Annotated in this window: 17 protein-coding genes; 7 read left to right on the top strand and 10 right to left on the bottom strand. The window is 68.5% G+C overall.

Translation table 11 applies throughout. The features are described 5' to 3' along the window. Positions 1 to 11: 11 nt before the first annotated feature. Positions 12 to 656 (top strand): TetR family transcriptional regulator, encoded by a 645-nt coding sequence (locus tag KV397_RS02500; RefSeq protein ID WP_261812089.1) that lies wholly within the window; start codon positions 12 to 14, stop codon positions 654 to 656. A gap of 46 nt (positions 657 to 702) precedes the next feature. On the opposite strand, the gene KV397_RS02495 is transcribed toward KV397_RS02500, so the two are convergent. The 8 genes from KV397_RS02495 to pcaH are packed head-to-tail and all read right to left on the bottom strand — an operon-like array spanning position 703 to position 7,140. Further along, positions 703 to 1,872: a thiolase family protein gene (locus KV397_RS02495; protein ID WP_261812088.1), complete on the bottom strand. Its 1,170-nt coding sequence runs from the start codon at positions 1,870 to 1,872 to the stop codon at positions 703 to 705. Continuing rightward, positions 1,869 to 2,504: a 3-oxoacid CoA-transferase subunit B gene (locus KV397_RS02490; RefSeq protein WP_047520218.1), complete on the bottom strand. Its 636-nt coding sequence runs from the start codon at positions 2,502 to 2,504 to the stop codon at positions 1,869 to 1,871. Before KV397_RS02490 ends, KV397_RS02495 begins: the two co-directional genes overlap by 4 nt. Next, positions 2,501 to 3,250 (bottom strand): 3-oxoacid CoA-transferase subunit A, encoded by a 750-nt coding sequence (locus tag KV397_RS02485; RefSeq protein ID WP_153242911.1) that lies wholly within the window; start codon positions 3,248 to 3,250, stop codon positions 2,501 to 2,503. The genes KV397_RS02490 and KV397_RS02485 overlap by 4 nt, the downstream gene beginning before the upstream one ends. Continuing rightward, complete coding sequence (gene pcaC, locus KV397_RS02480; protein ID WP_153242912.1) at positions 3,247 to 3,660, bottom strand: 4-carboxymuconolactone decarboxylase; 414 nt, start codon at positions 3,658 to 3,660, stop codon at positions 3,247 to 3,249. The genes KV397_RS02485 and pcaC overlap by 4 nt, the downstream gene beginning before the upstream one ends. After that, positions 3,657 to 4,445, bottom strand: coding sequence for an alpha/beta fold hydrolase (locus KV397_RS02475; protein WP_153242913.1), 789 nt, complete (start codon positions 4,443 to 4,445; stop codon positions 3,657 to 3,659). The genes pcaC and KV397_RS02475 overlap by 4 nt, the downstream gene beginning before the upstream one ends. Further along, positions 4,442 to 5,725, bottom strand: a complete 1,284-nt coding sequence (locus KV397_RS02470; RefSeq protein WP_248570279.1) for a lyase family protein — start codon at positions 5,723 to 5,725, stop codon at positions 4,442 to 4,444. The genes KV397_RS02475 and KV397_RS02470 overlap by 4 nt, the downstream gene beginning before the upstream one ends. Positions 5,726 to 5,761: 36 nt before the next feature. After that, positions 5,762 to 6,322 carry a protocatechuate 3,4-dioxygenase subunit alpha gene (gene pcaG, locus KV397_RS02465; protein WP_261812087.1) on the bottom strand — a complete coding sequence of 187 codons (561 nt, stop codon included), beginning with the start codon at positions 6,320 to 6,322 and terminating at the stop codon, positions 5,762 to 5,764. After that, positions 6,319 to 7,140 carry a protocatechuate 3,4-dioxygenase subunit beta gene (pcaH, locus tag KV397_RS02460; RefSeq protein WP_194239289.1) on the bottom strand — a complete coding sequence of 274 codons (822 nt, stop codon included), beginning with the start codon at positions 7,138 to 7,140 and terminating at the stop codon, positions 6,319 to 6,321. The genes pcaG and pcaH overlap by 4 nt, the downstream gene beginning before the upstream one ends. A gap of 117 nt (positions 7,141 to 7,257) precedes the next feature. On the opposite strand from pcaH, the gene KV397_RS02455 reads away from it, so the two are divergent. Continuing rightward, positions 7,258 to 8,010, top strand: coding sequence for an IclR family transcriptional regulator (locus KV397_RS02455; protein ID WP_047520228.1), 753 nt, complete (start codon positions 7,258 to 7,260; stop codon positions 8,008 to 8,010). An 87-nt stretch (positions 8,011 to 8,097) separates the two neighbouring features. Next, on the top strand, positions 8,098 to 9,306 hold the full coding sequence (locus tag KV397_RS02450) for a 4-hydroxybenzoate 3-monooxygenase (protein WP_261812086.1): 1,209 nt from the start codon (positions 8,098 to 8,100) through the stop codon (positions 9,304 to 9,306). Positions 9,307 to 9,390: 84 nt separating this feature from the next. Here KV397_RS02450 and KV397_RS02445 read toward each other — a convergent pair whose 3' ends face one another. Further along, entirely contained in the window at positions 9,391 to 10,503 is a 1,113-nt protein-coding gene (locus tag KV397_RS02445) for a sensor histidine kinase (RefSeq protein WP_261812085.1), read from the bottom strand. Between the two features lie 378 nt (positions 10,504 to 10,881). Here KV397_RS02445 and KV397_RS02440 point away from each other — a divergent pair, with 378 nt between their 5' ends. Then, complete coding sequence (locus KV397_RS02440; RefSeq protein ID WP_261812084.1) at positions 10,882 to 11,532, top strand: response regulator transcription factor; 651 nt, start codon at positions 10,882 to 10,884, stop codon at positions 11,530 to 11,532. 155 nt (positions 11,533 to 11,687) lie between these two features. Beyond that, positions 11,688 to 11,957 carry a hypothetical protein gene (locus KV397_RS02435; RefSeq protein ID WP_248570285.1) on the top strand — a complete coding sequence of 90 codons (270 nt, stop codon included), beginning with the start codon at positions 11,688 to 11,690 and terminating at the stop codon, positions 11,955 to 11,957. Positions 11,958 to 12,437: 480 nt separating this feature from the next. Here KV397_RS02435 and ykgO read toward each other — a convergent pair whose 3' ends face one another. Then, positions 12,438 to 12,560, bottom strand: coding sequence for a type B 50S ribosomal protein L36 (ykgO, locus tag KV397_RS02430; protein ID WP_023951906.1), 123 nt, complete (start codon positions 12,558 to 12,560; stop codon positions 12,438 to 12,440). A gap of 74 nt (positions 12,561 to 12,634) precedes the next feature. Between ykgO and KV397_RS02425 the strand changes: the two genes are divergently transcribed. Together KV397_RS02425 and KV397_RS02420 are read left to right on the top strand one after the other, a co-directional pair. Further along, a complete protein-coding gene (locus tag KV397_RS02425; RefSeq protein ID WP_261812083.1) occupies positions 12,635 to 13,636 on the top strand; it encodes a GTP-binding protein in 1,002 nt (333 codons plus the stop codon). Next, on the top strand, positions 13,629 to 13,811 hold the full coding sequence (locus KV397_RS02420; protein WP_248570287.1) for a hypothetical protein: 183 nt from the start codon (positions 13,629 to 13,631) through the stop codon (positions 13,809 to 13,811). Before KV397_RS02425 ends, KV397_RS02420 begins: the two co-directional genes overlap by 8 nt. The last annotated feature ends 46 nt before the right edge of the window (positions 13,812 to 13,857 follow it).

Here is a 13,857-nt window from a genome sequence, read left to right as displayed (position 1 = left end):
AGTATGGAGACATGAGCGAGGACATACCCCTGCCGATGCGCGCTCGCACACGGAGGCTCGTGCAGACCGAGCTGACGTCGGTGGCGCAGGATCTGTTCGTCGCCCAGGGGTACGACGCGACCACCGTCGATCAGATCGCCGCAGCGGCGGGGATGTCCAAGCGCACGTTCTTCCGCTACTTCCCTTCCAAGGACGACCTGGTGATCGGCAAGTACGACCTGTTCGCCGATCGCATGGCGGAAGCGCTGGACGATCGCCCCGCCGAGGAGCCGGTCTGGGTGTCGCTGCGTCGCGTCTTCGACATCACGCTCGACTACGTCCAGGACGACCGGCAGCGTGCACGCAACGACGCGATGGACGAGATCGTGCGCAGCTCTCCGCAGCTGAACGCTCGATACCTCGAGCGGATGCAGCGCGTGCAGCAGCTCCTCATCGGGCGCGTCGCCACCAGGCTCACCGGCCAGGATCCGGACCCCGCAGACCCCACCGCCGCCGCACTCGTGGGTGCCGCCTTCGCCTGCATGCAGGCCGCACGCAGTGCCTGGTTCGCCTCGGACCGGAGCGCTCCGTTCGGTGACTACCTCGACACGGCCATGGCCGCCTTCCAGACGATCCGCACGACGACCGACCGTGGTGCCGGCCCCCGCTCGGGCTGAGTCGACTCCCGACGACGAAACCGCAGCAGAATCGAAGAGCGCGCGATCAGCGTTCGAGCACCAGCGCGATGCCCTGACCGACGCCGATGCACAACGCCACGACGGCCACGCCGCTCCCCCGTCGGCGGAGTTCGTGGGCGGCACGCGCGAGGACACGCCCCCCAGACGCACCCAACGGATGCCCGATCGCGATCGCACCGCCGTGCACGTTCACGATCTCGGGATCGACGTCCGGCCATCCCGCGAGGCACGCCAGCGACTGAGACGCGAACGCCTCATTCAGCTCGACCAGGTCAACCTCGGACCAGGTGCGCCCCGCACGGGTGAGCGCACAGTTCGCGGCCTCGACCGGTGCGATGCCGAACACGTCGGGGTCGTTGCCGAACACGCCGCGACCCGCGATGCGCGCGAGCGGCTCGGGGCCGACGGCCCCTTCGCTCCCGAGCAGCACGGCGGAGGCACCGTCGCTGATGGGTGACGAGTTGCCGGCGGTGACCGTGCCCTCGGTCGCGAACAGCGCACGCAGCCCGCCGAGCTTCTCGAGGGTCGAGTCCTCGCGGATGCCCTCGTCGCGGGTGAGCGCAGCGCCGGGCACCTCGACGATCTCGTCCGCGAAGACACCGCGGTTCCAGGCCTGCGCTGCACGCTGGTGGCTGCGCAACGCGAAGGCATCCTGCTCGTCCCTCGAGATCCCGAACATCGTCGCGAGCTTCTCGGCGGACTCCCCGTTGGAGATCGTCCACTCCTTCGGCAGAGCGGGGTTCGTCATCCGCCAGCCGATCGCCGTGTTCCACATCTGCTGGTTGCCGACCGCCGGCCACGGCTTCGCCGACTTCTCGACGACGAACGGCGCGCGACTCATCGACTCGACGCCCCCGGCGAGCACGATCTCGGCATCGCCCGACTCGATCGCCCGCGACCCCTGGATCACCGCCTCGAGGCTCGACCCGCAGAGCCGGTTCACCGTCGCGCCCGGCACCGTCGTCGGGAAGCCTGCGAGGAGCGCGGCGAACCGGGCGACGTCGCGGTTGTCCTCGCCGGCCTGGTTCGCATCGCCCAGGAGCACGTCGTCGATGCGTGCGGGGTCGATGCCCGTCCGCTCGACGACGGCGCGGAGCGTCACGGCGGCGAGGTCGTCGGGGCGGATCCCGGCGAGCGCCCCGCCCGCGCGCCCGAACGGGGTGCGGACGGCGTCGTAGACGAAGGAGGCGGTCATGAGAGTTCCAATCCGGTCAGAGCGCGGAGCGTCTCGAGGGTGTTCTCGCCGAACGTCTCTCGCACCGAGAACCCTGCCGGCGTGACGTCGAAGATCGCGTGATCGGTGTAGACGCGTGTGACGCACCCCACGCCCGTGAGCGGGTACGTGCAGTCGTCCACGAGCTTGGATGAGCCGTCCTTGGCGAGCAGATCGGTCATCACGAACACCTGCTTCGCACCGATCGCCAGATCCATCGCTCCACCGACCGCCGGGATGGCTCCGGGTGCCCCCGTCGACCAGTTGGCCAGGTCGCCGTTCTGCGCCACCTGGAACGCTCCGAGCACGCAGATGTCGAGGTGCCCGCCGCGCATCATCGCGAAGGAGTCGGCGTGGTGGAAGTACGAGGCTCCGGCGAGGGCCGTGACCGGTTGCTTCCCTGCGTTGATGAGGTCGGGATCGATGCGATCGGATGCCGGCGCCGGTCCCATCCCGAGCAGCCCGTTCTCGGTGTGCAGGACGATCTCGAGGTCGTCCGGCAGGAAGTTCGCGACCAGCGTGGGGGCGCCGATACCGAGGTTGACGATCGCACCCTCGGGGATGTCGGCAGCGATGCGCGCCGCCAGCTCGTCGCGGGTGATCCGGGTACTCATCGTCCACTCTCCGCTCCGGTGGCCAGCGGGCGCCCTTCGATGTCGACGCCTCCGGTGAAGCCGTCGCCATCGAGCCAGGCGCGTCGTCCGACCGCGACGACCCGATCCACGAACAGCCCCGGCGTCACGACGGTTTCAGGGTCGAGGGACCCGAGGGGCACGATCTCGTCGACCTGCACGATCGTCGTGGTCGCAGCGGTGGCCATGACGGGTCCGAAGTTGCGGGCGGTCTCCCGATAGACCAGGTTGCCCCAGCGGTCGGCGGCCCGTGCGCTGACGAGGGCGACATCCGCGGAGATCGGGTACTCCAGCACGAAGCGACGGCCGTCGATCGTGCGCTCCTCCTTGCCCTCCGCGAGCTGCGTGCCCACGCCCGTGGGAGAGAAGAACGCCCCGATACCCGCGCCCGCAGCGCGGATGCGCTCGGCCAGGTTGCCCTGCGCGACGATCTCGAGCTCGATCTCCCCCGCCCGGTACAGACCGTCGAACACCCAGGAGTCGTGCTGACGCGGGAAGGAGCAGACGATCCGTCGCACCCGGCGTTCCGCGAGCAGAGCCGCCAGACCGATGTCCCCGTTCCCCGCGTTGTTCGCGACGATCGTGAGGTCCCGCGCTCCCTGGGCGATGAGCGCGTCGATGAGCTCGACGGGCTGTCCTGCCCGGCCGAAACCGCCGATCATCACGGTCGCGCCGTCGGCGATCCCTGCCACTGCCGTCGCGGCATCCGGAACCGTCTTGTCGATCACGAGCGGCCCTCGCCGTCGTGGTCACCGGGCTGTGTCGAGAAGACCTCGCCGGCGATCCGGAACGCGGTGTTCGCGGCGGGGACACCGGAGTAGACGGCCGACTGCAGGATCACCTCGCGGATCTCCTCGATGGTGAGACCGTTGCGCCGTGCGGCGCGCAGATGCATCGCGAGCTCTTCGTGGTGCCCGTGCGCGATGAGCGAGGAGAGCACGGCGATCGATCGCGACCGGCGGTCGAGTCCGGGACGAGACCAGACATCTCCCCAGGCGACCCGGGTGATGAAGTCCTGGAAGTCCGCGGTGAGGTCCGTGGTCGCGGCGATCGCTCGGTCGACGTGCGCATCGGAGAGCACTTCGCGGCGCACCGCCATCCCCTGCGCTCGGCGCTCGTCATCGGTGAGTCCGGTCATGATCGGCCTTCCTTCGTGAAGAACTCGGTCAACAGCTGCTCGACCGCGACGGGATCGTCGACCGGCGCGAGGTGCGAAGCCTCCGGGATGCCGCGAGCCCGGCCGTGGCGCACGCCGTCGGCGATCTCGCGGGCTGAGGTCTCCGGCGTCACCGCGTCATTTGCGCCCCAGACCGCGAGCACCGGCGTCCGGATCTCGCCGAGGCGGTCCCGGACGTCGAATTCGGCGAGCGCCTCACAGCACAGGGCATAGCTCTCGTCGTCGGTGTCCTGCAGCACGTGCAGCAGCCGTCCGGTCACGTCGGGGTGCGCGGCGACCGAGCCGGGCGCGAACCAGCGCTGCGCGGACCCGATGATCAGCGACGACGTCGACTGCGCGCGCACCTGGGCCGCCCGGTCATGCCAGCCCTCCGGCGTTCCGATCGCGGCGCCGGAGCAGAGGATCGCGGCACTCTCGACGAGTTCAGGATGCCGGAGCATGATCTCCAGACCGACAGCGCCGCCGAGGGACACCCCGGCGTAGCGGATGCGGTCAGCCCCGAGATCCGCCCCGACATCGGCGACGGCATCGGCGACGGCATCGGCGAGATCCGCGACGGAGAACGGCGCATCCGCCGGGGGCGCCGCACCGTGCCCCGGCAGATCCCAGAGGACCACGCGGTGAGTCCGTGCCAGTGCGGGGACGACGCCCTCCCAGAGGATCGCCGACGTGCCGAGCGAGGGGCCGAGCACGAGGAGCGGGGCATCGGCGGGGCCGACCGGGTCGGTGACGGCGATCGTGGTCATGAGCGGTCTCCGTGCTCGCCGGTGTAGGCAGCGGGGTCGATCAGGTCGGCGATGTCGAGGTCGGCGGCCTCGGGGAGCGCGCGCAGCAGCGAACCGAGGTCCGCCCCCGCGTCCGCCTCTCGGATGAGCGCGTCGAAGCGGTCCCGCCCGATCAGCGGAACGAGCACGAGCGCCAGACGTTCGCTGACCAGCAGGCCACCGGTGAGCGCGAGGTTGTGCGCCGCGGCGCCGGCGTCCACCCGGAGGTTCTCGGACAGTGAGACGGCATGGGCCGAAGCGCCGAGCGCCAGGCGCAGGAGTTCGCGCAGGGTCGGCCATTCCGCATGCCAGGAACCGGCCGGGCGCTCGTCCGCGGCGAGCGCGGCCGCGAGGTGAAGCGTGGCACCGAGCTGCGGGGCACGAAGCGCTGCCGAGCGGATGAGGGTCGATGCGACCGGATTCTGCTTCTGCGGCATGGCCGACGATCCGCCACGCGTGCCTTCCCTGAGCTCTCCGATCTCGGTGCGACTGAGGGTCGCGACGTCGCCGGCGATCTTGCCGAGCGCATCGAGTGCCTGCACGAGCGCATCGCCGAGTTCGGTGACGGGCCACCGGGTGACCTGCCAGGATTCCGGGGCGTCGTCGAGGCCGACCCGCGCGGCGAACGCGGTGACGAGAGCCCGGGCGTCGACCGCGGATCCCGTGATCTCGAGGAACGAGGCGCGGGTCCCCGCGGCACCGGCGAGTTGGGCGGGGAGGGTGAGCGCGTCCAGGCGCACGAGGGCGCGATCGATGCCGCGCCGCCAGGTGGCGATGCGGGCGCCGAGGGTCATCGGCACGGCGTGCTGCGTGAGCGTCCGTGCCGCCACCACGGTGTCGCCGTGTCGCGTGACGACGTCGTCCAGGTTCGCCGTGACTCTGCTCAGCGACTCCCGCAGCCGGTCGACGGCGGCGCGGGCGGCGATCATGAGTGCGGTGTCGATGATGTCCTGGCTGGTGGCGCCGCGGTGCACCCACACCCGCTGATCGGCGGCGACGAGGGCCCTGAGCTGACCGACCAGGGGGATCACCGGGTTGCCGCCCGCGACGGCATCCGCCGCGAGCGCGTCCGCGTCGATCATGTGGTCGAACACCGCGTCGATGATCGGGTGCTCGTCGGACGCCAGCATCCCGATGTCCGCGTATGCCGCGACCAGCGCCCGCTCGGCGGCGAGGAGCGCATCGAGCACCGCCCTGTCGCCGACGAGGCGATCATGCCCGACCGTGAGCGGGGAGAGCAGTCCGAGGTCGAAGGAAGTCATCCGTGTCCCCTCTCCCGCACGGCGCGGCTCATGCGTTCAATAGACAAGGAACACCGTCTCCCCCTCGCCCTGCAGGCGGATGTCGTGCTGCAACCCTCCCTCGTCGGTGCGGATCGCGACCAGGGTGTTCCGCTCTTCGGGGGCCAGCGATGAGAGCAGCGGATCGGCGGCGAGCGCGGCGACGTCGTCCGGCAGGTAGATACGGGTGTGCAGCTTGTCGGGCAGACCGCGCGCATAGATGATCGCGGCGAAGAACGGGGCACGCCCAGGGGAGGCACCCGGGTTCCTCGTCCAGAACTCGTAGTGACCATCGTCGTTCGCGAAGGCCCGGCCGAAGCCGGTGAAGGAGTGGTCGTCGCGGCGGAAGGCTCCGCGTACACGGGGCACTGCGCCGTCGGCGTCCGCTCCGAAGATCTCGATGAAGGCATCGGGGATCGGGTTCCCCGCTCCGTCACGCACGGTGCCGCCGAGCAGGATGCTTCCCGGCGCGTGCGGGAACGCGACCTCGTGCATCTTCGGATACTCGACGCCGTAGGCGAAGAACGGGCCGACGGTCTGGCCCGGTGTGGGCCGGTGGGTCCTCGCGGGCACGGTCATGCGTCGTCCTCCTGTTCGAACCAGGTCGCATCGGGACCGTCGACGACGATGTCGAAGCGGTAGCCCGTCGACCACTCCGGCGATGTCAGGTCGTGGTCGTACACCCCGACGAGGGCGTCGCGGTCCTTCTGCCGCCAGATGGTGTTGTAGATCGGATCGAGCGCGAAGAGCGGGTCGCCGGGGAAGTACATCTGCGTCACGAGGCGCTGGGTGAAAGAAGAGCCGAACACAGAGAAGTGGATGTGCGCGGGGCGCCAGGCGTTCACGTGGTTCTTCCACGGGTACGGGCCCGGCTTGATGGTGGTGAAGAGGTATTCGCCGTGGTCGTTCGTCACCGCTCTTCCCGCGCCCGTGAAGTTCGGATCGAGCGGAGCAGGGTGCTGATCGCGCTGGTGGATGTATCGACCGGCCGAGTTCGCCTGCCAGATCTCGATGAGCTGGTTCGCGATCGGGCGCCCCCACGAGTCGAGCAATCGCCCGCGCACCGTCATCCGTTCGCCGAGGGGCTCGCCGGAGTGCTGGATCGTGAGGTCCGATTCGATCGCCGCGACATCGCGCTGTCCGAACGCGGGCGAGAGCAGCTCGATGGTCTCCGGGTCGACGAGCTGGGGGTTCTTGGTCGGATGCCTCAGGATGCTCGACCGGTACGGACGGAAATCACGGATCGTGGCGGGAAGCCGCTCCCCCGTCGCCGCGCGGTCGGCGAGCGAGGCGTGCACGTCGGCGATCTCCTGTGTGATGCTGGCCTGCGTCACCTGGTCCGGTGAGGCCAGCAGCGTCTCGGGGGCCGCGACGGCGGTTCCGGCTGCAGAGGTCATGGCGTCTCCTTCGACACGGCGGTGACAATGACAGCATCCTGACGCCTCCCGCTCAGCGCCGGTGACGCATTCCCACTGAATGGGAGTCGACACTCTCGGGTGTGGCATGATCTCGGCATGGCCAACTCCCCCTCCGGCGATTCCGTGACGGAGCGTCTGATCCGCGTCCTCGAGACCTTCACCCCGGCGCGCACGGTGCAGACCGCAGCCGATATCGGCAGGCGCGCCGGCCTCCCCGCCTCCAGCGCGCATCGCATCGTCGGCGAGCTGGTGGACGCGGGGATGCTGGAACGCGATGATGACCGGCGCATCCGCATCGGCATGCGGCTGTGGGAGCTCGCCACCCGGTCGTCGCACGCCTTGCGGCTGCGACAGGCCGCGATGCCGTCGATGGAGCGTGTGCAGTCGCGGGTGCGCGAGCACACACAGCTCGCGATCCTCGAACAGGACGAGGCGCTGTTCCTCGAGCGGTTGAGCAGTCCCGAGTCCGGATCGAACGTGACACGCATCGCCGGGCGCCTTCCGCTGCACGCGTCGTCCTCCGGCCTCGTGCTGCTCGCCTACGCGGATCGCGCGCTGCAGGAGCGGGTGCTCTCGGGTCCGCTGATGTCGGTGACGAGCGAGACCATCACGGAGCCGTCGCTCCTCCGCCGCAAGCTCGCCGAGGTGCGCACGATCGGACATGCCGTCGCCCCCGGCTACATCGAGGCGGTATCCACGGGCGTGGCCGTGCCTGTCCACGACGAGACCGGCGATGTGGCGGCCGCGCTCTCGGTCGTGCTCCGAAGGGATGCACCGACCGAACCCGCGCTCCGGGAGCTCTTCGCCGCCGCACGGGAGATCGAGCGCGCACTCGGCGGACGCCGATGACGCAGAATCCCATTCAACGGTAGAGCTTGAGTCCGGCTCCACGGAGTCGCCCACACTGACTGGCGAACATCCGTCGAAGGAGACGCCATGACCACCACCGTCCGCACCCGTGTCGCGATCGTCGGCGCAGGGCCCGCAGGTCTTCTGCTGGCACACCTCCTCGCCGAGGCCGGAATCGAATCGATCGTGCTCGACCGCCGGAGCCGTGCGGAGATCGAGTCGACCATCCGCGCCGGCATCCTCGAACAGGAGACCGTCCGGGTGCTGAGTGAGTCCGGCGCGAGCGAGCGGGTGCTCGCGGTCGGCACCCGCCACGACGGTATCGAACTGCGCTTCGAGGGCGAGGGACACCGCATCGACTTCCCGTCGCTGACGGGGCGGAGCGTCTGGTTGTACCCGCAGCACGAGGTGCTCAAGGACCTGATCGCCGCGCGGCTCGCGGCTGGTCAGGACCTCCGATTCGAGACCGAGGTCACCGGTGTCGGCGACGTCGAGACCGATCGGCCGTGGGTGACGGCGACCACTGCGGACGGCGACGCGGTGCGGATCGACGCCGACTTCGTGGTCGGTGCCGACGGCTCGCGCAGCGTCGTCCGCCCCGCGGTCACCGGTTCGTCGACCGGCGGCTATTTCCGGGAGTACCCGTTCGCGTGGTTCGGCATCCTGTGCGAGGCGCCGCCGAGCGCAGACGAACTGATCTACAGCAACTCCGCCGAGGGTTTCGCACTCATCAGTCAGCGCAGCACGACCGTGCAGCGCATGTACTTCCAATGCGATCCGGACGCTGCCCCGGACGCCCTGTCGGACGAGGAGATCTGGGAGACCTTGCAGGCGCGGGTGCCGGGCACCGCCCTCGCGGCCGGACCCGTCATCCAGCGCGACGTCCTCCGGTTCCGCAGCTTCGTGGCGCACGAGCTTCGGCACGGGCGCGCGGTGCTCGTCGGCGATGCGGCCCATACGGTGCCGCCGACCGGGGCGAAGGGCATGAACCTCGCGGTCGCCGACGTCGTGCTGCTCGACCGCGCTCTGCAGGCGCTTCTTCTCGAGAACGACGCCCGCCTCATCGACGCCTTCGCCGAGACGGCACTGCGGCGCATCTGGAAAGCGCAGCACTTCTCCTGGTGGATGACGAGCATGCTGCACACCGCACGCGATGCGAGCGACTTCGACCATCGGCGCCAGATCGGCGAGCTGCGATCGGTCGTCGAGTCGGAGGCGGGGCAGACGTTCCTCGCCGAGGCGTACACGGGTTGGCCGCACGAGGGGACACCTGGACGCGGTTCGCTCTCCGAGTGAGGATCACCGAGGAGACCACGATCGCGATGATGCACCCATGAACCCACACCCACGTCGCACATCACTGCCGAAGCCGCTCGTGGCTCAGGCGTTGAGGTCGGATTCCGTCGCGATGATCGCTCGCAGCTCCCATGCGCCGTCGGTCGGCCCTGCCTGCAGGCGCCCGTGAATCTGGTTGAGGCGCTGACGCGCGCGCCTCAACCCGCGCCCACCCGACGGCAGATTCGAGCGGTGTGACGGAGCGCCGACGTTCGTGACAACCAACTCGACTTGGTCGGGCTGACGATCGATATGGATCCTCGCGGATCTCGACTTCGGGGCGTGCTTGATGATGTTCATGACGGCCTCGATCGCCATCTCGATCAGAACACGCTCCACAACCGGCGGCACGTCGAGTGCTGTGCTCGGCGCATCGAGCGTGACCGGGATCCCCGCATCACGCAGAAGCTCGCTGAGAGCCGCGATCGCAACGATGATGTTTCCTTCGTACCGGGTCTCTTGTGGTGGCGGAGCCTCTGTGGTCGTGTCGCGCATGAGCGAGAGCAACGACTGGATGCTCTGCAGGGCCTGCTCGGCGGAGTCTTCGATCGTGGTGAGTGACACCTGTCGTGCGGCATCGTCGGGCTGGCGGGGCAGGGCGCGGGCATGGAACAGGATGAGCGTGAGATCGTGTGCGATTCCATCGTGGAGCTGGTCGGCGATGCGTTCCTGGTCTTCTCGGGCAAGGGCTTCCAGGTCTCGCTCGACACGAGCACGCTCAGCGACAAGGATCGTTTCTCTCGCGGTCACGAGCCTGAAGGCGACGCCGACGAGGAACGCGATCGTCGCGATGCCGGCGATGCCGTAAACGCCGCCGGCTGCGAGCGTCGTCGTTTCGACCGCCACATATGCGGTCAGCGCTCCCAGCACCACGATGTGGATGATGATCACCCACGGCGCGCATGTCACGGCGACCAGTCCGAGCGAGATCGCCAGCTCGAGGAGATCGCCGCCGCTCCCGGTGAAGACGACGCCGACGCTACTGATCAGCATGACGATGAACGCCGCCGTCATCGGATGCCACGCGAACGCCGCGAGCCCCAGGTAGAAGACGATGGCGAGAAGGTCGTACCGGGTGAACTCACCGCCCTCGACGGCGAACCCGATGGCGACGGCCAGAAGGACGCCGATGATGACGATCAGAAGTAGACGCGCCACAGGATGGAGTGTCCGAGGCTCCCAGAACCTCGGCGACCGCAGCATCCTCGCGACCGATCCGCGCCCAGCGAGGAGCGGTTCCCGGCGACGACCGGACGGTGCGAGGTCGTCAGGCACAGCGGCCCATCACCTTGCATTGCCAGTCGCCGAGGTCGGCGTTCTGCTCCGTGAGCACCCGCCCGAGGACGTTCACGACATATCCGCTGATGAGTCCCACGCTGGTCTCCTTCATACGGCCGACCGCCCTCGCCGAGCCTCAGATCGGCATCGACAGGCGCTGCGGCAGCTCCGTCCACCCTACGAGGGATGCTCTTCAGGTCGAGAAATCATGACCCCAGGGCTAGAGATGCAGCCCGAGGCCCGCGATACCGTGAAGACGTGAGTGAAGCCGCACGCGTTCTCGTCGTCGACGATGAAGCCCTGGTCAGGCACGCACTGCGCGCATTCCTCTCTGACGACGATCGCGTCATCCTGGTCGGGGAAGCGACCGACGGATCCGAGGTCGTCGACACCGCGAGAGCCACCGATCCCGACGTCGTCTTGATGGACATCAGGATGCCCGAGATCGGCGGCGTCGAGGCGACCCGCCGCATTCGCGAGTGGAACCCTCGCTGCCGCGTCCTCGCCCTGACGACGTTCACCACGGAGTGGCAGGCGCTCGAGGTCCTGCGCGCCGGTGCATGCGGGTACCTCGTCAAGAACTCCACCCCTGCGCAGATCATCGACGCCATCGTCGCCGCCCACGCCGGTGACCGGGTGGTCTCCCCCGAGGTGCAGGAGAGGTTCGTCCGCGCGGCTAGCGAAGCCGGCGACGATCACGTCTCCGACGTGCCTGCGCTCAGTGACCGCGAGCGGCAGATCATCGGCTTGATCGCAAAGGGTCGCTCCAACGCCGAGATCGCCGACGAACTCCACTACGCCGAGAGCACCGTGAAGGCGGACATCCGCCACATCAATCAGCTGTGGGATGTCGAGAACAGACTGCAGATCGTCCTCCGCGCGACGGAACTCGGGATCATCGCCCTCTGACCTTCCTGCGCCTGCGTGGCTCGGAAGTGATCGGTAGCCCTAGGGCTACGAAACACCCAGATCCCTTGATCCGGCACAGCACAGGCACCCACGATGTAGACGGTCATCGCCGTCGGCGACTGCTTGGCCACATCTCCGGTTCCAGAAGAGAGGCGATGATGACTCGGACCATCACGCAGCGTCTTACGATCATCCTTCCGCTCATCGGGGTCGCATTCTTGCTGGCATCGATGCTCCTCCCCGTCCAGCTTGCCGCGGCCGCGTGGGGCGTGGCGATGACCAGCTTTCTCATCGCCCTCGCGACGGCGATCGCCGTCCAGCGGCATCAGGGGCAGGCCAACGTGACAAGCCGCGAGTTGGCGCCCAGCAACGCGCGCCCAATGACCCTGAGGGTGGGCGTGGCAACGGACGACGCCACGCCCTGAAGGACGCTCGGCCACGAGCTCCACGACGACCACTCCATGGTGAAGCCGGCATCCGCGATGGGCGACTCGCGGGCGGGCGACTCAGAACTCGAAGAAGCGTGGAGCTGCGGTCGCCGCGGCTCTGTGTCTGATCCCGGCCGTTGGCCGGGCTGCCTGCACGGTCATCGGGATCCATGCGTTCTTGGCTGATCTTCACAGGAGTCGTCATCGCGACCCTGGTAGTCCTCGCGCTGCTTGCGACTGGATTTCCGTCGGCATCATCGATCATCTTCCTCATCGGCACTCCGATCGTCGTCCTCGGTGCAGGTTTGGGAGCCAAGTTCGTCCAGCGCAGGAACAGGACCATGAGAAGTGAGAACCTCTAGCTGGGAACTGGTCACCGACTAGACCGCGTCGAGATGAGCCGCCCGTGGCAACGCTGCCCGGGCGGCTCTGTGGTGCTTGAGTGCAAGCGGGGCGGATCAGCCCGTCGAGGGAGATTCAGCCCTGTCGGCCCTTGAAGCGGGGGTTGAGTTTGTTGATCACATACACACGGCCCCGACGACGCACCACCTGGGCGCCGGGCTGGTTCTTGAGCGACTTGATCGATGCGCGAACCTTCATTGTCACCTCCCTATTGATAACGGTTATCATGTTCAACATAGACGATCGAGCGCCCCCGATGGAAATGAGCCCCCTTGTCGTTCACCGAAGTCACCCTCATCACCGGTCACCGCGAACGCGCCCGGACCGCCGTCGCGAGACGCCACGCGCGTGCTCAGCGATGCGCGCACGTGACCGCGTCCGCGCTCCGTCGCGCGTCGGTCAACGACGCCGCCGCTTTCGTTCGCGACATCCCCGCGACGGGTCGTCTCGTGGTCGAGATCCCCGCCGATGCCGCCGTCGAAGCGGCCATCGGCGCGTTCACGGACGACGAGTGCGTACGACTTGCCGAGCTCGTCTGCGTCGTGGACGCCGGCACGTTCTTCGAAGACCTCATGGCGGAGGACTACGTCGCGGCGTCGTATGCGGACGGCACTCTCTACGTCGCGCGCGCCCTGCGGCTCGTGCAGCATGTCGAGCACGCGAGCACCGTCATGGTGACCGGCTGGGGTTCGGTCGAGACGCGGGACCTGTCCATCCTTCTGACGACACTGAGCCATCTGGCTCCCGCCGCGCGGATCAGCCTGGAGCGGTCCGCTGCGACGGCCACACCCGCACCGCACTCCGAGCAGGTCCACCAACCAGGCTGGGTCCACGTGCTCAACGAGGAGCATGACCCGCACATGCGAGACGCCCGCGTGACCGCGTTCCGCTACGAGAGGCTGCACCCCTTCCACCCCGGCCGACTGCACCGCCTTCTCAACGACGAGTTCGGCAGCGGTCGACACGGAGCGATCATCCGCTCGGCAGGATTCTGTCGACTCGCCACGCGACCCGGCCTGGTCGGCCGCTGGGATCAGGTCGGCCAGATGATCTCGCTCGAGCCGCTCGCGCGTGACGACGACTCCCCCACGCCTCCCCTCGCTCTCGGGCAGGATCTGGCGTTCATCGGCATCGACATGGATGCCGTCGCCCTCTCACGCGCGCTCGACGCCGCGTTGCTCGACGACGAGGAACTCCTGACCGACGTGCGTACCTGGATGCGCTTCGCAGACCCCTTCCCACAGTGGACGACACACGTGCACTCCGATGACTGACCGCGCACCGTCCGCCGACATCAAGGGCGTCTCCGGCGAACACGAGCCCGCCGCCGCGCGACGGACGGTGCAGCGTGACGCCGTCCTCGCGGCACTCCGTGAGAGCCCGTCCTTCGTGTCGGCGCAGAGTCTGTACGACCGCCTGCAGTCGGGTTCGCACAGTCAATCGACATGAAGCGAGAGTCATTTCTCCGCACGAGACACTGATCTGCGGGCGTCGC

Source organism: Microbacterium aurugineum (assembly GCF_023101205.1).
Classification (GTDB): Bacteria; Actinomycetota; Actinomycetes; order Actinomycetales; family Microbacteriaceae; genus Microbacterium; species Microbacterium aurugineum.
The sequence above is the reverse complement of the archived record's forward strand: the minus strand, read 5'-3'. Positions and strand labels throughout refer to the sequence as shown.